The sequence below is a fragment of the Sphingomonas sp. LHG3443-2 genome (assembly GCF_049896405.1).
Taxonomy (GTDB): domain Bacteria; phylum Pseudomonadota; class Alphaproteobacteria; order Sphingomonadales; family Sphingomonadaceae; genus Sphingomicrobium.
Map to the genome: position 1 here is coordinate 1,339,347 of NZ_JAFCUG010000001.1, position 15,736 is coordinate 1,355,082.

The 15,736-nt window shown below is 64.0% G+C and carries 26 protein-coding genes; 25 read left to right on the forward strand and 1 reads right to left on the reverse strand.

The window, feature by feature from the left end:
- On the reverse strand, positions 1–480 hold the full coding sequence (locus tag ACP69Z_RS06740; RefSeq protein ID WP_426266752.1) for a hypothetical protein: 480 nt from the start codon (positions 478–480) through the stop codon (positions 1–3).
- 358 nt (positions 481–838) lie between these two features.
- On the opposite strand from ACP69Z_RS06740, the gene rpsL reads away from it, so the two are divergent.
- The 25 genes from rpsL to rplR all read left to right on the forward strand — a co-directional run bounded on the left by rpsL (position 839) and on the right by rplR (position 15,736).
- Entirely contained in the window at positions 839–1,210 is a 372-nt protein-coding gene (gene rpsL / locus ACP69Z_RS06745; RefSeq protein ID WP_028969180.1) for a 30S ribosomal protein S12, read from the forward strand.
- Between the two features lie 62 nt (positions 1,211–1,272).
- Entirely contained in the window at positions 1,273–1,743 is a 471-nt protein-coding gene (gene rpsG, locus ACP69Z_RS06750) for a 30S ribosomal protein S7 (RefSeq protein ID WP_314443216.1), read from the forward strand.
- An 85-nt stretch (positions 1,744–1,828) separates the two neighbouring features.
- Positions 1,829–3,922 (forward strand): elongation factor G, encoded by a 2,094-nt coding sequence (fusA, locus tag ACP69Z_RS06755; RefSeq protein WP_426266753.1) that lies wholly within the window; start codon positions 1,829–1,831, stop codon positions 3,920–3,922.
- 78 nt (positions 3,923–4,000) lie between these two features.
- Entirely contained in the window at positions 4,001–5,191 is a 1,191-nt protein-coding gene (gene tuf / locus ACP69Z_RS06760) for an elongation factor Tu (RefSeq protein ID WP_426266754.1), read from the forward strand.
- 117 nt (positions 5,192–5,308) lie between these two features.
- Complete coding sequence (locus ACP69Z_RS06765; RefSeq protein ID WP_426266755.1) at positions 5,309–5,746, forward strand: hypothetical protein; 438 nt, start codon at positions 5,309–5,311, stop codon at positions 5,744–5,746.
- Positions 5,743–6,663, forward strand: a complete 921-nt coding sequence (locus ACP69Z_RS06770) for a cation diffusion facilitator family transporter (RefSeq protein ID WP_426266756.1) — start codon at positions 5,743–5,745, stop codon at positions 6,661–6,663. Before ACP69Z_RS06765 ends, ACP69Z_RS06770 begins: the two co-directional genes overlap by 4 nt.
- A 32-nt stretch (positions 6,664–6,695) precedes the next feature.
- Positions 6,696–7,211 (forward strand): hypothetical protein, encoded by a 516-nt coding sequence (locus tag ACP69Z_RS06775; protein ID WP_426266757.1) that lies wholly within the window; start codon positions 6,696–6,698, stop codon positions 7,209–7,211.
- A gap of 235 nt (positions 7,212–7,446) precedes the next feature.
- On the forward strand, positions 7,447–7,758 hold the full coding sequence (gene rpsJ, locus ACP69Z_RS06780) for a 30S ribosomal protein S10 (RefSeq protein ID WP_028969184.1): 312 nt from the start codon (positions 7,447–7,449) through the stop codon (positions 7,756–7,758).
- A gap of 210 nt (positions 7,759–7,968) precedes the next feature.
- Positions 7,969–8,718 (forward strand): 50S ribosomal protein L3, encoded by a 750-nt coding sequence (rplC, locus tag ACP69Z_RS06785; RefSeq protein WP_426266758.1) that lies wholly within the window; start codon positions 7,969–7,971, stop codon positions 8,716–8,718.
- Positions 8,719–8,721: 3 nt separating this feature from the next.
- A complete protein-coding gene (rplD, locus tag ACP69Z_RS06790) occupies positions 8,722–9,348 on the forward strand; it encodes a 50S ribosomal protein L4 (RefSeq protein ID WP_426266759.1) in 627 nt (208 codons plus the stop codon).
- The gene (locus ACP69Z_RS06795) at positions 9,341–9,658 is read left to right on the forward strand and encodes a 50S ribosomal protein L23 (RefSeq protein WP_426266760.1); all 318 of its coding nucleotides are present in this window, start codon (positions 9,341–9,343) and stop codon (positions 9,656–9,658) included. Before rplD ends, ACP69Z_RS06795 begins: the two co-directional genes overlap by 8 nt.
- 6 nt (positions 9,659–9,664) lie before the next feature.
- Positions 9,665–10,501, forward strand: a complete 837-nt coding sequence (gene rplB, locus ACP69Z_RS06800) for a 50S ribosomal protein L2 (RefSeq protein WP_426266761.1) — start codon at positions 9,665–9,667, stop codon at positions 10,499–10,501.
- A 3-nt stretch (positions 10,502–10,504) separates the two neighbouring features.
- Complete coding sequence (gene rpsS / locus ACP69Z_RS06805) at positions 10,505–10,780, forward strand: 30S ribosomal protein S19 (protein WP_168068184.1); 276 nt, start codon at positions 10,505–10,507, stop codon at positions 10,778–10,780.
- Positions 10,780–11,157, forward strand: a complete 378-nt coding sequence (rplV, locus tag ACP69Z_RS06810) for a 50S ribosomal protein L22 (protein ID WP_426266762.1) — start codon at positions 10,780–10,782, stop codon at positions 11,155–11,157. Before rpsS ends, rplV begins: the two co-directional genes overlap by 1 nt.
- The gene (gene rpsC / locus ACP69Z_RS06815; protein ID WP_426266763.1) at positions 11,157–11,870 is read left to right on the forward strand and encodes a 30S ribosomal protein S3; all 714 of its coding nucleotides are present in this window, start codon (positions 11,157–11,159) and stop codon (positions 11,868–11,870) included. Before rplV ends, rpsC begins: the two co-directional genes overlap by 1 nt.
- A gap of 12 nt (positions 11,871–11,882) precedes the next feature.
- Positions 11,883–12,314 carry a 50S ribosomal protein L16 gene (rplP, locus tag ACP69Z_RS06820; RefSeq protein ID WP_426266764.1) on the forward strand — a complete coding sequence of 144 codons (432 nt, stop codon included), beginning with the start codon at positions 11,883–11,885 and terminating at the stop codon, positions 12,312–12,314.
- 2 nt (positions 12,315–12,316) lie between these two features.
- The gene (rpmC, locus tag ACP69Z_RS06825; RefSeq protein WP_426266765.1) at positions 12,317–12,526 is read left to right on the forward strand and encodes a 50S ribosomal protein L29; all 210 of its coding nucleotides are present in this window, start codon (positions 12,317–12,319) and stop codon (positions 12,524–12,526) included.
- A gap of 12 nt (positions 12,527–12,538) precedes the next feature.
- Positions 12,539–12,814, forward strand: coding sequence for a 30S ribosomal protein S17 (gene rpsQ / locus ACP69Z_RS06830; protein ID WP_249503711.1), 276 nt, complete (start codon positions 12,539–12,541; stop codon positions 12,812–12,814).
- Positions 12,815–12,843: 29 nt separating this feature from the next.
- Positions 12,844–13,212 (forward strand): 50S ribosomal protein L14, encoded by a 369-nt coding sequence (gene rplN, locus ACP69Z_RS06835; RefSeq protein WP_029941096.1) that lies wholly within the window; start codon positions 12,844–12,846, stop codon positions 13,210–13,212.
- The gene (rplX, locus tag ACP69Z_RS06840) at positions 13,212–13,526 is read left to right on the forward strand and encodes a 50S ribosomal protein L24 (RefSeq protein ID WP_426266766.1); all 315 of its coding nucleotides are present in this window, start codon (positions 13,212–13,214) and stop codon (positions 13,524–13,526) included. Before rplN ends, rplX begins: the two co-directional genes overlap by 1 nt.
- A complete protein-coding gene (gene rplE / locus ACP69Z_RS06845) occupies positions 13,526–14,110 on the forward strand; it encodes a 50S ribosomal protein L5 (protein WP_426266767.1) in 585 nt (194 codons plus the stop codon). Before rplX ends, rplE begins: the two co-directional genes overlap by 1 nt.
- A gap of 21 nt (positions 14,111–14,131) precedes the next feature.
- Positions 14,132–14,437 (forward strand): 30S ribosomal protein S14, encoded by a 306-nt coding sequence (gene rpsN, locus ACP69Z_RS06850; protein ID WP_344707500.1) that lies wholly within the window; start codon positions 14,132–14,134, stop codon positions 14,435–14,437.
- Between the two features lie 12 nt (positions 14,438–14,449).
- On the forward strand, positions 14,450–14,845 hold the full coding sequence (rpsH, locus tag ACP69Z_RS06855; RefSeq protein WP_338503014.1) for a 30S ribosomal protein S8: 396 nt from the start codon (positions 14,450–14,452) through the stop codon (positions 14,843–14,845).
- Between the two features lies 1 nt (position 14,846).
- The gene (rplF, locus tag ACP69Z_RS06860; protein ID WP_426266768.1) at positions 14,847–15,383 is read left to right on the forward strand and encodes a 50S ribosomal protein L6; all 537 of its coding nucleotides are present in this window, start codon (positions 14,847–14,849) and stop codon (positions 15,381–15,383) included.
- Entirely contained in the window at positions 15,383–15,736 is a 354-nt protein-coding gene (gene rplR, locus ACP69Z_RS06865; RefSeq protein ID WP_426266769.1) for a 50S ribosomal protein L18, read from the forward strand. The genes rplF and rplR overlap by 1 nt, the downstream gene beginning before the upstream one ends.

Genomic DNA, 15,736 nt, shown 5'->3' on the forward strand with positions numbered 1-15,736 from the left:
TCATTGCTGGCAAGTGACCTGGGTCTGGATGCGGTAGCTTCCGGCCGCGAAGCCGTCGCTGTCCACTGCCCGGGCGTTGATCGTGAGGGTGTCGCCGAGGAGGTTGGTGCTGGTGTAGCTGGTCGACCCGCTGGTGTAAGGCTGGTTGGCGCCGCCGGTCGACGTGTAGCGCACGCTGACGGTCGGCGAACCCGCATAGGCGCCCGGCTTCTGCGAGAGGCTAGGCGCCCCGACCGTGATGGTCGGCCGACCGCCGGTCGAGATCACGGTGATGCCGGCAGCCGCGCCGCCCGTCTCCTCCGAGCCGATCTTGGTGCCACCATCGCTGCTGGTCCCCAGCGCTCCGCCGGTGCCAAGGGAAAGAACGCACGAGGCGAGCACATTCGTGTCGAAGGTCACCGGGACGGCAGCCGCCGGGCTGGCCAGGCACAAGGCCGAGCTCAGCAGGGCAAGGGCGGAAAGGCGGACGAGCGGCAGCATGGGAAAGCTCCACAAAAAGGTCGAGCGAGCTGCCCGATCCGGAGCGTCATGGTAAACAGGGGCGGTAACCAGGATCGTAAGCGTGCCGCCGCTTCGGACCTATCTTGCCGGGACGGCTTGCGAGCGCGGCAGCGGTTGACCTCTCGAAGTGCCAAGGCTAAGGGGCCGCACGTTCGCATGGGTCCTAGAGATTCCGCGGGCAGAGCAGAACATTGCGTTTGTTTTTGCGCGATTTGGCCGGCGGCCTTCGGGTCAGCCGGTTTTCTCGCTTGAAACAGCCAAAGTAACCGCCGGGTCTTCCGGCAGCAACTTGGGCCACGCGGGTGAACCCGCAGGCCTGACAAAGGTGAAGGGCTTCATGCCAACGATCAACCAGCTGATCCGCAAGGGTCGCGAGCCGCAGAAGGCCAAGAGCAAGGTCCCTGCGATGGAGCAGAACCCGCAGAAGCGCGGCGTTTGCACTCGTGTTTACACCACGACTCCGAAGAAGCCGAACTCGGCTCTGCGCAAGGTGGCCAAGGTTCGCCTGACCAACCAGCGCGAAGTCATCAGCTACATTCCGGGCGAAGGCCACAACCTCCAGGAGCACAGCGTTGTGCTGATCCGTGGCGGCCGTGTGCGCGACCTTCCGGGTGTTCGCTATCACGTGCTTCGCGGCGTGCTCGACACCCAGGGTGTCAAGGACCGCCGTCAGTCGCGCTCCAAGTACGGCGCCAAGCGCCCGAAGTAAGCTGGTGTGTTGGCCGCGCCGCGTGACAATCGCAGGCGCGCCGCTCGAAGAAGGAATTCCAAATGTCCCGTCGTCGTCGCCCAGAAAAGCGCGAGATCCTGCCGGACCCGAAGTTCGGTGACATCACCCTGTCGAAGTTCATGAACAACATCATGCTCGACGGTAAGAAGTCGGTCGCCGAGAGCATCGTTTACGGTGCCCTCGACGTGGTCGAGACCCGCCTGAAGCGTGAGCCGATCGGTGTCTTCCACGATGCGCTGAACAACGTGAAGCCCGGCATCGAAGTCCGCAGCCGCCGCGTCGGCGGTGCGACCTATCAGGTTCCGGTCGAAGTCCGCGACGTCCGTGCCCAGGCGCTGGCGATCCGCTGGCTGATCTCGGCCGCGCGCGCCCGTTCGGAGAAGACCATGGCTGCCCGCCTGTCGGGTGAGCTGATGGACGCCGCTCAGAACCGCGGCAACGCGGTGAAGAAGCGCGAAGACACCCACCGCATGGCCGAAGCGAACCGCGCTTTCAGCCACTATCGCTGGTAAAAACTGGCGCTGGTAAAACAAGCACCTATATCGTGGGGAGCGGGCCAACGGGCCGGCTCCCCACATCGCTAAGGAACCCAAGATCATGGCCCGCAGCCATCCGCTCGAGCGTTACCGCAATATCGGCATCATGGCGCACATCGACGCCGGCAAGACCACGACGACCGAGCGCATCCTTTATTACACCGGCAAGTCCTACAAGATCGGCGAAGTGCACGAAGGCACCGCCACCATGGACTGGATGGAGCAGGAGCAGGAGCGCGGGATCACGATCACGTCGGCTGCCACCACCTGCAAGTGGAAGGCCGAGGACGGTGAGGGCCCCGAGCATCTGATCAACATCATCGACACCCCGGGCCACGTCGACTTCACCATCGAAGTCGAGCGTTCGCTGCGCGTGCTCGACGGCGCGGTCGCCTGCTTCGACGGCGTTGCCGGCGTCGAACCGCAGTCGGAAACCGTGTGGCGTCAGGCCGACAAGTACGGCGTTCCGCGGATGTGCTTCGTCAACAAGCTCGACCGCACCGGTGCCGATTTCTATTATTGCGTCGACACCATCGTCGAGCGCCTGGGCGCCCGCCCGGCCGTGCTGTACCTGCCGATCGGCATGGAAGGCGGCTTCAAGGGCCTGGTCGACCTGGTCAACAACCGCGCCATCATCTGGCTCGAGGAATCGCTGGGCGCGAAGTTCGAATATCAGGACATTCCCGATGACCTGAAGGAAAAGGCCGCCAAGTATCGCAGCGACCTGATCGAACTCGCCGTCGAGCAGGACGATGCGGCGATGGAAGCGTATCTCGAAGGCACCGAGCCCGACACCGCGACGCTCAAGAAGCTGATCCGCAAGGGCACGCTGGCGATGGACTTCGTTCCGATCGTCTGCGGCTCGGCGTTCAAGAACAAGGGCGTCCAGCCCCTGCTCGACGCCGTGATCGACTATCTGCCGAGCCCGCTCGACATTCCGCCGGTCGAAGGCGTCAAGCCGGGCACCGAGGAAGCCGACAGCCGCGAGGCGTCGGACGACGAGCCCTTCTCGGCGCTGGCGTTCAAGATCATGAACGATCCGTTCGTCGGCTCGCTCACCTTCACCCGCATCTATTCGGGCACGCTGACCAAGGGCAGCTACCTGAACTCGGTGAAGGACAAGAAAGAAAAGATCGGCCGTATGCTCCTCATGCACGCGAACTCGCGTGAGGACATCGAAGAAGCACGCGCGGGCGACATCGTCGCGATCGCGGGCCTCAAGGAAACCACCACCGGCGATACGCTGTGCGATCCGGCCAAGCCGATCGTGCTCGAGCGCATGGAGTTCCCGGAGCCCGTCATCGAAGTCGCGGTGGAGCCGAAGACCAAGGCCGACCAGGAGAAGATGGGCGTCGCGCTCAACCGCCTGGCTGCCGAGGATCCCTCGTTCCGCGTCACCTCGGACCACGAGAGCGGCCAGACCATCATCAAGGGGATGGGCGAACTCCACCTCGAGATCCTGGTTGATCGCATGAAGCGCGAGTTCAAGGTCGAAGCCAATGTCGGCGCTCCGCAGGTCGCGTATCGCGAATATCTGAAGAAGCCGGTCGACATCGACTACACCCACAAGAAGCAGTCGGGCGGCACCGGCCAGTTCGGCCGCGTCAAGGTCAAGCTGACCCCGGGTGAGCGCGGCGCCGGCATCGTCTTCAAGGACGAGATCAAGGGCGGTAATATTCCCAAGGAATATATCCCGGCGATCGAAAAGGGCTTCCGTGAGACGGCGGCCACGGGCTCGCTGGTCGGCTTCCCGATCATCGACTTCGACATCGTGCTGTATGACGGTGCCTACCACGACGTCGACTCGTCGGCGCTGGCGTTCGAAATCACCGCCCGCGGTGCCATGCGTGAAGCCGCCCAGAAGGCCGGCATCACCCTGCTTGAGCCGGTGATGAAGGTCGAGGTGGTCACCCCCGAGGATTATCTCGGCGACGTGATCGGCGACATCAACAGCCGCCGTGGTCAGATCCAGGGCACCGACAGCCGGGGCAATGCCCAGGTGGTTGAAGCCATGGTCCCGTTGGCCAATATGTTCGGCTACGTGAACCAGCTGCGTTCCTTTACCCAGGGGCGCGCTCAGTACTCGATGCAGTTCTCGCATTATGACGAAGTTCCGCAGAACGTGGCGGACGAGGTCAAGGCGAAGCTGGCGTAACTCAAATTTTGACGCTAAGGGCGCGCTCGCAATCGGGCGAGCGGGCCCAGAGCATTATTTTCCAAGAAGAGGCGTAAAATGGCGAAGGCGAAATTCGAGCGGAACAAGCCGCACGTGAACATCGGCACCATCGGTCACGTCGACCATGGCAAGACGTCGCTGACGGCGGCGATCACCAAGGTTTTGGCCGAGGAAGGCCTGAGCCAGAAGGTTGATTTCGCGAACATCGACAAGGCTCCGGAAGAGCGCGAGCGCGGCATCACCATCTCGACCGCGCACGTCGAGTATGAGACCCAGAACCGCCACTACGCGCACGTCGATTGCCCGGGCCACGCCGATTATGTGAAGAACATGATCACCGGCGCGGCGCAGATGGACGGCGCGATCCTGGTGGTGTCGGCGGCTGACGGCCCGATGCCGCAGACCAAGGAGCACATCCTGCTCGCGGCGCAAGTCGGCGTTCCGACCATGGTCGTCTTCCTCAACAAGGTCGACCAGGTTGACGATCCCGAGCTGCTCGAGCTCGTCGAGCTCGAAATCCGTGAAGAGCTTTCGAAGCGCGGCTTCGACGGCGACAACATTCCGATCGTCGCGGGTTCGGCGCTCGCCGTCCTCGAGGACAGCAACGAAGAGATCGGCAAGCAGGCCATCCTGAAGCTGATGGCTGCCGTTGACGAGTGGATCCCGCAGCCGGAGCGTCCGCTCGACAAGGCGTTCCTGATGCCGATCGAAGACGTGTTCTCGATCTCGGGCCGCGGCACCGTTGTGACCGGCCGTGTCGAAACCGGCATCGTCAAGGTTGGTGAAGAAGTCGAGATCGTCGGCATCAAGGACACCAAGAAGACCGTCGTCACCGGCGTCGAAATGTTCCGCAAGCTGCTCGACCAGGGCCAGGCCGGCGACAACATCGGTGCACTGATCCGCGGCGTCGCTCGCGACGACGTGGAGCGTGGTCAGGTCCTCTGCAAGCCGGGCTCGATCACCCCGCACACCGACTTCTCGGCCGAAGTGTACGTGCTGTCGAAGGACGAAGGTGGCCGTCACACGCCGTTCTTCGCCAACTATCGTCCGCAGTTCTACTTCCGCACCACCGACGTGACCGGCGAAGTGACCCTTCCCGAGGGCACCGAGATGGTCATGCCGGGCGACAACGTGACCCTGGGCGTCAAGCTCATCGCGCCGATCGCGATGGACCAGGGCCTGCGCTTCGCCATTCGTGAAGGCGGTCGTACCGTCGGCGCCGGCGTCGTTGGCACCATCACCAAGTAAGCTCTTCGGCGCTTCCGGGCGCTGAGGATCGAACGGCAAGGGCCCGGCACTCAGCTGAGTGTCGGGCCTTCCGCTGTCCGGGAACGCGTCCGAGCGAATGGGCGTTCTGCTGCCGTAATGAAGTCTGCTTTTCTCGCCTTTCTTGGCGCCGCCCTGGTCAGCTGCGGCGATATTCCGAGGGATACGAAAGGCTCGCTCCAGCACATTCGCGATGCCAAGAGCTTCCGCGTCGGCCTGATTGCCGGCTCGCGTGATGAAGAGGGCCGGGGCCGCCGGCTGATCGAAGCGATCGCGGCGGAGGCCGGCGCCACGCCCGAGCTCAGCGCGGGAGCGGCCGAGCATCTCCTCACCGAGCTTGAGGAAGGCGAACTCGACCTCGTGGTCGGCACCATGGCCAAGAAAAGCCCATGGGCGATGAAGGTCCATGCTTCGAAGCCGCTTTCACCCGCAGCCGAGAAGGAGCCGGTGCAGCTCGTGGCGCTCGCTCGAAACGGCGAGAATGCCTGGATCAGCCTGCTTCACCGGCAGGTTGAGCAAGTGAGGGGCAAGCCATGAGCGGGATCCCGGGTCAGATTGCACAGGACTTCGCCCACGCGCGCCGGCTCGAACGATGGACCTTGTTCTGGATTGGTTCGGTCGTGGTGGTGATGTTCTTCGCCACTGGCTCCAGCCAGGCGATGCGAACCGCCTGGTTCGAAGACATCCTCAGCCTCGTCCCCGCCATCGTCTTTCTGATCGCCGCTCGGCTGGAAACACGCGGGCCGACCAAGGCCTTTCCGTTCGGCTTTCACCGCGTCCAGAGCCTTGCCTTCCTGATCTCCGCCACGGCGTTGTCGGCGGTCGGCGTGTTCCTGCTGTTCGAGAGCGCCATGACGCTCATCAAGCAGGAGCACGTCACCATCCCGCCGGTGACCCTGTTCGGACAGACGATCTGGATGGGCTGGCTGATGATCGCGGCGCTGGTCTACTCGATCATCCCGCCAGTTATTCTCGGCCGCTTGAAGGAGCCGGTCGCCCGCACCCTTCAGGACAAGGTGCTGCACACCGATGCGCTGATGCAGAAGGCGGACTGGATGACGGGCTTCGCCGGCATCGGCGGCATCCTCGGGGTCGGACTCGGCTTCTGGTGGGCGGATGCACTGGCGAGCGGCCTCATCTCCGCCAGCATCATCAAGGACGGCTTCAATGCGCTGCGTTCCTCCACCGCCGAGTTGATCGACGGCGCCCCGCGCAAGCTCGACACCGACGAGATCGCCGAAGAGGTCGAAGCGCTCCAAGACGCGCTCGAACAACGCTATCCTGGCGCCAAGGTCCGCACCCGCGAAACCGGCCGCTACATCCACGTCCAGGTCAGCGGCGTAGAGCCGGAAGGCGAAGTGGATCTTGCGTCGCTGTGGCCCGGCAAACCGGAGCGCAGCTGGCGCCTGGCGCAGCTTAGCTTCGTGCCGAAGCAGTCGCGGGAAGAGTTATAGCCTTTCTGTCTGCCGCTGCTCTAGGATCAGCCTTGGCAAGCAAGAAGGGGCGGGCAGCCAGTATGATCATCGCTTTGTTGTTGCTAAGTGCCGCTGCGGGCCAGCCTGCCGCGATCCCGGCGACCCCTCCAAAGACGAAACGATGCCCGGATGGTTCGGTCTTGCTGGCGACCCAAGAATGCATAGAATATCCCAATCATCGCTACCTGCTGACCCACGAACCCTGGCGCCGTGAATTCACCGAACGCTGGTGGTGCGGCCGGTCGGAGCGCCCGATCGAGGCGCGCATCGCGGCCGCACGTGCGCCTTCTGAAGGCGGCCGGGATACCCAAGCGCCGGGCTCGCGACTGACGTTCCTTTCTATTCAGGGAAAGAAGCCGTCTGCCCGGCTGCTCCGGGAGGTGAAGTCGAAGGTTGCGGGCATTGGGATAGTGGTAGACGTCAGCTCACGCTGCCTTGATACCCCCAAAGACGGCACCATCGGTGTTCTGATCCTGACCGAGGGACGCAGACCTTACGGCAGGCTCGAAATCGAACTGCGTCCCTGATCGATGGTGAGGGCCTCGCTCGAGGGGGCGAGAACACTGCCGGTTGTGCCACGCAGGGCTTGATCTCCCTCCGCGTCCTCTGTAGAGGCGCCCTTCCGACGGAGATTCGTCCCCGTCACCAAGTTTCAGCGTTGGGGTCTCGCCGACCCGGGTAACCGGGGATAGTCGGGTGCGGCCTCATGTTTTCTTGGGCGGGTAACCGTCCAGCGGCTCTTTGCAATCGGTAGTGGAACTCATGGAAACTCAGAATATCCGGATTCGCCTGAAAGCCTTCGATCACCGCGTGCTCGATCAGGCCACCGGCGACATCGCTGACACCGCTCGCCGTACCGGCGCGCTGATCCGTGGTCCCATTCCGCTCCCGACCCGCATCGAGAAGTTCACCGTCAACCGTTCGCCGCACGTCGACAAGAAGTCGCGCGAACAGTTCGAGGTGCGCACCTACAAGCGTCTGCTCGACATCGTGCAGCCGACCCCGCAGACCGTTGATGCACTAATGAAGCTCGACCTCGCGGCAGGTGTAGACGTGGAGATCAAACTGGCCTAAGGGCTGCGGCGCGGCGGTTGAATCGCTTCTGAAGCGATCCTGCTGCGCCGAAATCTACGGGATACCGCGGGAGGCCTCTTTCGAGGTTGCCCGGTCTGCGTCCCCCGCTTCCTGCTTCGGCAGGAATAGCCCAGGCGGGGCGACGCACTATTTCACGGGCTGCATGCTCCCCCGGGTAACCGGCGGAGCCTCTGTGAGGAGTGCTTGATCATGCGCACTGGCGTGATCGCCAAGAAGGTTGGAATGACCCGTCTGTTTCAGGCGGACGGACGTCACGTTCCCGTGACGGTTCTCCAGCTCGATGGCGTCCAGGTTGTCAGCCGCCGCGAGGGCGAGAAGGACGGCTACACTGCCGTTCAGCTCGGTGCCGGCGCTGCCAAGGCAAAGAATGTCAACAAGCCGCAGCGCGGCGCCTTCGGCAAGGCCGAGGTTGAGCTCAAGGCCAAGCTGGTCGAATTCCGGGTCGCCGAGGACGCGCTCCTCGACGTCGGTTCGGAAATCTCGGCCGATCACTTCGTCGAAGGCCAGATGGTCGACATCTCCGGTGTCACCCAGGGCAAGGGCTTTGCCGGCGCCATGAAGCGTTGGGGCTTCGGTGGTCTTCGCGCCACTCACGGCGTGTCCGTGTCGCACCGTTCGCATGGCTCGACCGGTAACCGCCAGGATCCGGGCCGCGTCTTCAAGAACAAGAAGATGGCCGGCCACATGGGCGCCCGCAACCGCACCCAGCAGAACCTCGAGATCGTCCGCACGGACGTCGAGCGCGGCCTGCTGTTCGTGAAGGGCTCGGTGCCCGGTCACAAGGGCAGCTGGCTGACCGTCAAGGATTCGGTCAAGCTCGCCCGCAACGAGAATGCGCCGTATCCGGCCGGTCTTCGCACCGCCGCCGCGGCTCCCCAGAACAACGACGCTCAGGTGACGGACACTACACCGGCCACCGACGAGAGCACGGAAGGCTAAGCGATGAAGGTCGAAGTCAAGACCCTCGACGCTGCCGGATCCGGTGAGGTCGAGCTCAATGACGCCGTGTTCGGTGTCGAGCCCCGCGCCGACATCCTGCATCGCGTCGTCACCTGGCAGCTGGTAAACCGCCGCGCCCCTGCCCGCGCAGCCCGCGAGCGGTCGGACGTGGCCCGCACTGGCAAGAAGTTCGGTCGCCAGAAGGGCGGCGGTACGGCTCGCCACGGCGATCGCCGCGCCCCGATCTTCATCGGCGGTGGTAAGGCCCATGGTCCGCGTGCCCGCGTGTTCAGCGCTTCGCTGAACAAGAAGGTTCGCGCGCTTGGCCTCAAGATGGCGCTGAGCAGCAAGGCTCAGGGCGGTCAGCTGATCATCGTCGACAACCTCGACGTGGCTGAAGGCAGGACCAAGACGCTGGTCGAGAAGCTCGGCAAGCTGGGCTTCGGCAAGACCGCGCTGGTGATCGACGGCGACGCGCTGAACGTCAGCTTCGCGCACGCTTCGTCGAACCTCCCGGGCATGAACCTGCTCCCGGCGGTCGGTGCCAATGTTTACGACATCATGCGCCACGAGACCCTGGTCCTGACCCGGGCCGCGGTTGAGAAGCTGGAGGCCCGTTTCAATGGCTAAGGCAGAAACCAAGGCCGTGGACCTGCGTCACTATGACGTCATCCGCGGGCCGCACATCACCGAAAAGTCGACCCAGCTCTCCGAGTTCAATGCGGTTGTCTTCAAGGTGGCTGGCGATGCCAGCAAGCCGGAGATCAAGGCGGCCGTCGAGGCCCTGTTCGACCGCAAGGTCCTGAACGTGAACACCATGGTCACCAAGGGCAAGTCGAAGCGCTGGAAGGGCAAGCCCTATCAGCGGTCGGACGAGAAGAAGGCGATCGTCACCCTGGCTCCCGGCCAGGACCCGATCGACGTCACGAGCGGGATCTAAGGACCGATGGCACTCAAAGCATATAAGCCGACGAGCCCGGCCCGCCGCGGCCTGATTCTCGTCGACAAGAGCGCGCTCTGGAAGGGCAGGCCCGTCAAGGCGCTGACCGAAGGCAAGACCAAGACCGGCGGCCGCAACAACAAGGGTCACGTGACCAGCCGCGGCATCGCGGGCGGCCACAAGCAGAAGTACCGGATCATCGACTTCAAGCGTCGGACCTGGGACGTTGCGGCCACTGTTGAGCGGCTCGAGTACGACCCCAACCGGTCGGCGTTCATCGCGCTTGTCACTTACGAGGGCGGCGAGCAGGCCTACATCCTCGCGCCGCAGCGTCTCGCTCCGGGCGACAAGGTCGTCGCCGGCAAGAAGGTCGACGTGAAGCCGGGCAATGCGATGGAGATCGGCCAGATGCCGGTCGGCACCATTGTCCACAACGTCGAGATGAAGCCCGGCAAGGGCGGTCAGATCGCTCGTGCAGCCGGCACCTACGTTCAGGTCGTCGGCCGCGACAAGGGCATGGTGATCGTTCGCCTGAACTCGGGCGAGCAGCGCTATATCCGCTCGGACTGCATGGCCACCGTCGGTGCCGTGTCGAACCCCGACAACGGCAACACCACGCTCGCCAAGGCCGGCCGTACCCGCTGGCTCGGCAAGCGCCCGCTGACCCGCGGCGTCGCCAAGAACCCGGTCGACCACCCCCACGGCGGTGGTGAAGGCCGGACCTCGGGCGGCCGTCACCCGGTCACCCCGTGGGGCAAGCCGACCAAGGGTGCCCGCACCCGTCACAACAAGGCAACGGACAAGTTCATCATCCGTAGCCGTCACGCCAAGAAGAAGGGCTAAGAGATGGCTCGCTCCGTCTGGAAGGGTCCGTTCGTGGAGCTGTCGCTCCTCAAGAAGGCCGAAACCGCCCAGGACGCCGGTGCCCGCGCGCCGATCAAGACCTGGTCGCGCCGTTCCACCATCCTGCCGCAGTTCGTCGGCCTGACCTTCAATGTCTACAACGGCCGCAAGTTCGTGCCGGTGTCGGTCAATGAGGACATGGTCGGCATGAAGCTCGGCGAGTTCGCGCCGACCCGTTATTTCCCGGGTCACGCCGCCGACAAGAAGGGCAAGCGGTAATGGGCAAGGTTGCAGCACCCCGCAAGGTGGGCGACAAGGAAGCGCTCGCCGTTGGCAACACCATCCGTGGCTCGGCGCGCAAGCTGAACCTGGTGGCTCAGCTGATCCGTGGCCGCAAGGTCGAGGAAGCGCTGAACATCCTGAAGTTCAGCCCCAAGGGCATGAGCGAGGACGTGTACAAGGTTCTCGCGTCGGCCGTCGCCAACGCCGAGAACAACCACAACCTCGACGTCGACGCGCTGATCGTCACCGAGGCGAGCGTCGGCAAGTCGATCTCGATGAAGCGTTTCGCCACCCGCGCCCGCGGTCGGTCGAGCCGGATCGTCAAGCCGTTCAGCCGCATCCGCGTCGTCGTGTCCGAGCAGGAAGAAGCCTAATGGGTCAGAAGAGCAATCCGATCGGCCTCCGGCTGCAGATCAACCGTACCTGGGACAGCCGCTGGTTCGCGGAAGGCCAGGATTACGGCCGCCTGCTGCTCGAGGATCTCAAGATCCGCCAGTACATCATGAAGACGCTGCCGCAGGCCGCGATCTCCAAGGTTGTCATCGAGCGTCCGGCCAAGCTGTGCCGCGTGTCCATCTATGCTGCGCGCCCCGGCGTGATCATCGGCAAGAAGGGCACCGACATCGAGAAGCTGAAGAAGACCCTGTCCAAGATGACGGGTTCGGAAGTCAGCCTCAACATCGTCGAAATCCGCAAGCCGGAAGTCGATGCGCGTCTCGTGGCGCAGGGCATCGCCGACCAGCTGGAGCGCCGCATCGCGTTCCGCCGCGCCATGAAGCGCGCCGTTCAGTCGGCCCTTCGCCTCGGCGCGGAAGGCATTCGTATCGAGTGCGGTGGCCGTCTTGGCGGTGCCGAAATCGCTCGTTCGGAGCGCTATCGTGAAGGCCGCGTGCCGCTTCACACGCTGCGCGGCAACGTCGATTATGCCGAAGCCCAGGCCCACACCGCTTATGGCGTGTGCGGGGTCAAGGTGTGGGTGTTCAAGGGCGAGATCCTGGGTCACGACCCGCTCGCTCAGGACCGGCTGATGATGGAAGCGCAGACCTCCGGCGTCCGCCCCGCGCGCGACGACGATCGTCGCCGGTAAGGATCACAGATCATGTTGCAACCAAAGCGCACCAAGTTCCGCAAGGCCTTCAAGGGCCGCATCCATGGCGTTGCCAAGGGCGGAACCGAGCTGAACTTCGGCGCCTTCGGCCTCAAGGCCATGGAGCCGGAGCGGATCACCGCCCGCCAGATCGAAGCGGCCCGCCGCGCGATCACCCGTCACATCAAGCGCCAGGGGCGTTTGTGGATCCGGATCTTCCCGGACCTGCCGGTGTCGAGCAAGCCTGCCGAAGTCCGCATGGGTAAGGGCAAGGGCTCGCCCGAATTCTGGGTCGCCCGGGTCAAGCCCGGCCGCATCCTGTTCGAGCTTGACGGCGTTCCGGGCCCGCTCGCCAAGACCGCTTTCGAGCGTGCGGCGGAGAAGCTCCCCATCAAGGTCAAGGTGGTCGCCCGCCTTGGCGAAACCCTGATCGAGGCCGATTGATCATGGCGAAGCGTGAAGACCTGTCGGTGAAGTCCGACGATCAACTGTCGACTCAGCTCGGTGAGCTGAAGCGCGAGCAGTTCAACCTGCGCTTCCAGGCTGCGACCAATCAGCTTGAGAAGCCGAGCCGCGTGCGTGAGGTCCGCCGGACCATCGCCCGCATCAAGACCCTGCAAGGCCAGCGCTCCAAGAGCGCGCCGGCGCAGGGCTGAGGAGAGTAAGAGATGCCAAAGCGCGTCCTCACCGGCACCGTGGTGTCCGACAAGGGTGACAAGACCGTGGTGGTTCGTGTCGAGCGGCGGGTGAAGCACCCGCTGTACGGCAAGATCATCAAGCTGTCGAAGAAGTATCATGCTCACGACGAGGCGAATGCCTACAGCGTGGGTCAGCAGGTTCGCATTGAAGAATGCGCGCCGTTGTCGAAGCTCAAGACCTGGACCGTTGCCGGGCTGGTTGGCGAGGCGAAGGCCTCCGACCTGGCCGAAGCGGCCAACGTCTGAGCGACTGCAGAAAAGGATAGGATAGACCCATGATCCAGATGCAGTCCAACCTCGACGTGGCTGACAACAGCGGCGCCAAGCGCGTCATGTGCATCAAGGTGCTCGGTGGCTCCAAGCGCCGCACCGCGGGCGTCGGCGACATCATCGTCGTTTCCGTCAAGGAAGCCGCTCCGAAGGGTCGCGTGAAGAAGGGTGACGTGCACCGCGCCGTGATCGTTCGCACCGCCAAGGACATCCGCCGTCCCGACGGTTCGGTGATCCGCTTCGACAGCAACGCCGCCGTGCTGGTCAACAAGAACGAGGAGCCGATCGGCACCCGTATCTTTGGCCCGGTCGTGCGTGAGCTCCGTGCCAAGAAGCACATGAAGATCATCAGCCTCGCGCCGGAGGTGCTGTAATGGCCACCGCGAAGATCAAGAAGGGCGACAAGGTCGTCGTCCTCGCCGGCAAGGACAAGGGCAAGACCGGTGAGGTCGTCCGTTCCATGCCGAAGGAAAACAAGGTGGTCGTGAGCGGCGTCAATGTCGCTACCCGCCACATCAAGCCGACCCAGGCTGCCCCGCAGGGTGGCAAGGTCACCAAGGAAGCTCCGCTTCACGTGTCCAACGTGGCGCTCGCTGATCCGAAGTCCGGCGCGGCTACCCGCGTCCGCTTCGAGGAACGCGACGGCAAGAAGGTGCGGGTCGCGGTCAAGTCCGGGGAACTGATCTAATGGCCGACGCCAATTACACGCCGCGTCTGCGGAAGGATTATGACGATCGCATCGTCAAGGCGATGACCGAGAAGTTCGGTTACAAGAACCGGATGGAAGTCCCGCGCCTCGACAAGATCGTCATCAACATGGGTGTCGGTGAAGCCACCCAGGACAAGAAAAAGGTCGAAGCGGCCGCTGCCGAAATGCAGCTGATCGCCGGGCAGAAGCCGGTGATCACCAAGGCCAAGACCTCCATCGCGCAGTTCAAGCTGCGTGAAGGCATGCCGATCGGCTGCAAGGTCACCCTGCGCCGCGAACGCATGTTCGAGTTCCTCGACCGTCTCGTGACGATCGCTCTTCCCCGGGTCCGCGATTTCCGCGGCCTCAACCCGAAGAGCTTCGACGGGCGCGGCAACTATGCGATGGGTCTCAAGGAACAGATCGTGTTCCCCGAGATCGAATATGACCGGATCGAAAAGGTCCGCGGCATGGACATCATCGTCACCACCACGGCGAAGACCGACGAGGAAGCGCGCGAGCTGCTCCGCCTCTTCAACTTCCCGTTCCCCGCAGACGCTGACCAGCAAAAGGCTGCCGCGTAAGCGGTTAGGAGAACTTAAGTCATGGCGAAACTGAGTTCCATCAACAAGAACGAGCGTCGTAAGAAGCTCGTCGAAAAGCAGGCGGCCAAGTACGCCAAGCTTAAGGCAATCGCGAATGACGAGAGCCTCGACGAGACCGAGCGTCTGATCGCGCGTCTGAAGATGGCGGAGCTGCCCCGTAACGGCAATCCGACCCGTATCCGCAATCGGTGCGAGCTGACGGGCCGGTCCCGCGCTTATTACCGCAAGTTCCGTCTTTCGCGCGTCATGCTGCGTGAGATGGGAAACAAGGGCCTGATTCCCGGCCTCACCAAGTCGAGCTGGTAAGGACACCGCAAGATGGCGATGACCGATCCCCTGGGTGATATGCTCACCCGCATCCGCAACGGCCAGCAGGCGAAGAAGGACAGCGTCCTGACGCCGGCTTCCAAGCTGCGCGCTCACGTCCTCGACGTGCTTCAGCGTGAAGGCTACATCCGCGGCTACTCGGAAGAGGAGCTGGCGGGCCAGAAGGGCCTGCGGATCGAACTCAAGTATTTCGAAGGCCAGCCTGCGATCCAGCACCTGGCGCGTGTCTCGAAGCCCGGTCGCCGGGTCTACTCGGGCGCCGCCAAGCTGCCGCGGGTCCGCAACGGCCTTGGCATGACCATCGTCTCGACGCCTCGCGGTGTGCTTTCCGATGCGGAAGCGCGTGAGCAGAACGTCGGTGGCGAAGTCCTGGCGGAGGTGTTCTAAGATGTCCCGTATCGGCAAAAAGCCGGTCCCGGTTCCGGCCGGGGTGACGGCGAACCTCGAAGGCCAGACGCTCAGCGTCAAGGGCCCCAAGGGCACCCTTTCGATGACCATGCTCGACGAGCTGGTCCGCACGTCGGTCGAGGATGGCCAGATCAGCGTGCAGCCGGTCAATGACAGCCAGCGTTCGCGCGCGGCGTGGGGCATGCAGCGCACCAACGTGCTCAACCTCGTCACCGGCGTGACCGAGGGCTTCACCAAGGTGCTCGAGATCACCGGCGTCGGCTACCGCGCGGCGGCCCAGGGCAAGAACCTGCGCCTGCAGCTCGGCTACAGCCACGACGTCAACTACGCGATCCCCGAGGGCATCGACGTCAAGACTCCCGACCCCAACACGGTCGAGATCAGCGGCATCGACAAGCAGAAGGTCGGTCAGGTCGCGGCCGAGATCCGTCGCTGGCGCAAGCCCGAGCCCTACAAGGGCAAGGGCATCAAGTATCGCGGCGAGTTCATCTTCCGCAAGGAAGGGAAGAAGAAGTAATGGCCAAGCTTTCCCTCTTCGACCGTCGCCGGCGCCGCGTGCGCACGGCGCTGCGTGCCCGCGCTGGCGGCAAGCCGCGCTTGTCGGTGCACCGTTCGGGTCGCCACATCTACGCCCAGGTGATCGACGATGCCGAGGGTCGTACCCTCGTCTCGGCGTCGACCCTCGACAAGGATCTGCGCGGCAAGACCGGTGCCACTGCCGAGGGCGCCAAGCAGGTCGGCAAGACGCTGGCGGAGCGGGCCAAGGCGGCCGGCGTCACCAACGTCGTGTTCGATCGCGGTGGCTTCCTGTTCCATGGCCGGGTCAAGGCCCTCGCCGATGCCGCCCGTGAAGGCGGGCTGGAGTTCTAA

Bases quoted from the DNA above. Each gene is read 5' to 3' on its own strand.
- ACP69Z_RS06740 (WP_426266752.1), bottom strand. From the start codon at position 480: ATGCTGCCGCTCGTCCGCCTTTCCGCCCTTGCCCTGCTGAGCTCGGCC.
- rplB (WP_426266761.1), top strand. From the start codon at position 9,665: ATGGCACTCAAAGCATATAAGCCGACGAGCCCGGCCCGCCGCGGCCTG.
- rplR (WP_426266769.1), top strand. From the start codon at position 15,383: ATGGCCAAGCTTTCCCTCTTCGACCGTCGCCGGCGCCGCGTGCGCACG.
- rplF (WP_426266768.1), top strand. From the start codon at position 14,847: ATGTCCCGTATCGGCAAAAAGCCGGTCCCGGTTCCGGCCGGGGTGACG.
- rplC (WP_426266758.1), top strand. From the start codon at position 7,969: ATGCGCACTGGCGTGATCGCCAAGAAGGTTGGAATGACCCGTCTGTTT.
- fusA (WP_426266753.1), top strand. From the start codon at position 1,829: ATGGCCCGCAGCCATCCGCTCGAGCGTTACCGCAATATCGGCATCATG.
- rpsH (WP_338503014.1), top strand. From the start codon at position 14,450: ATGGCGATGACCGATCCCCTGGGTGATATGCTCACCCGCATCCGCAAC.
- rplN (WP_029941096.1), top strand. From the start codon at position 12,844: ATGATCCAGATGCAGTCCAACCTCGACGTGGCTGACAACAGCGGCGCC.
- rplE (WP_426266767.1), top strand. From the start codon at position 13,526: ATGGCCGACGCCAATTACACGCCGCGTCTGCGGAAGGATTATGACGAT.
- ACP69Z_RS06770 (WP_426266756.1), top strand. From the start codon at position 5,743: ATGAGCGGGATCCCGGGTCAGATTGCACAGGACTTCGCCCACGCGCGC.
- rpsN (WP_344707500.1), top strand. From the start codon at position 14,132: ATGGCGAAACTGAGTTCCATCAACAAGAACGAGCGTCGTAAGAAGCTC.
- rpsC (WP_426266763.1), top strand. From the start codon at position 11,157: ATGGGTCAGAAGAGCAATCCGATCGGCCTCCGGCTGCAGATCAACCGT.
- rpsL (WP_028969180.1), top strand. From the start codon at position 839: ATGCCAACGATCAACCAGCTGATCCGCAAGGGTCGCGAGCCGCAGAAG.
- rplD (WP_426266759.1), top strand. From the start codon at position 8,722: ATGAAGGTCGAAGTCAAGACCCTCGACGCTGCCGGATCCGGTGAGGTC.
- tuf (WP_426266754.1), top strand. From the start codon at position 4,001: ATGGCGAAGGCGAAATTCGAGCGGAACAAGCCGCACGTGAACATCGGC.
- rpsJ (WP_028969184.1), top strand. From the start codon at position 7,447: ATGGAAACTCAGAATATCCGGATTCGCCTGAAAGCCTTCGATCACCGC.
- rplX (WP_426266766.1), top strand. From the start codon at position 13,212: ATGGCCACCGCGAAGATCAAGAAGGGCGACAAGGTCGTCGTCCTCGCC.
- ACP69Z_RS06795 (WP_426266760.1), top strand. From the start codon at position 9,341: ATGGCTAAGGCAGAAACCAAGGCCGTGGACCTGCGTCACTATGACGTC.
- ACP69Z_RS06765 (WP_426266755.1), top strand. From the start codon at position 5,309: ATGAAGTCTGCTTTTCTCGCCTTTCTTGGCGCCGCCCTGGTCAGCTGC.
- rpsQ (WP_249503711.1), top strand. From the start codon at position 12,539: ATGCCAAAGCGCGTCCTCACCGGCACCGTGGTGTCCGACAAGGGTGAC.
- rplV (WP_426266762.1), top strand. From the start codon at position 10,780: ATGGGCAAGGTTGCAGCACCCCGCAAGGTGGGCGACAAGGAAGCGCTC.
- rpsS (WP_168068184.1), top strand. From the start codon at position 10,505: ATGGCTCGCTCCGTCTGGAAGGGTCCGTTCGTGGAGCTGTCGCTCCTC.
- rplP (WP_426266764.1), top strand. From the start codon at position 11,883: ATGTTGCAACCAAAGCGCACCAAGTTCCGCAAGGCCTTCAAGGGCCGC.
- rpmC (WP_426266765.1), top strand. From the start codon at position 12,317: ATGGCGAAGCGTGAAGACCTGTCGGTGAAGTCCGACGATCAACTGTCG.
- rpsG (WP_314443216.1), top strand. From the start codon at position 1,273: ATGTCCCGTCGTCGTCGCCCAGAAAAGCGCGAGATCCTGCCGGACCCG.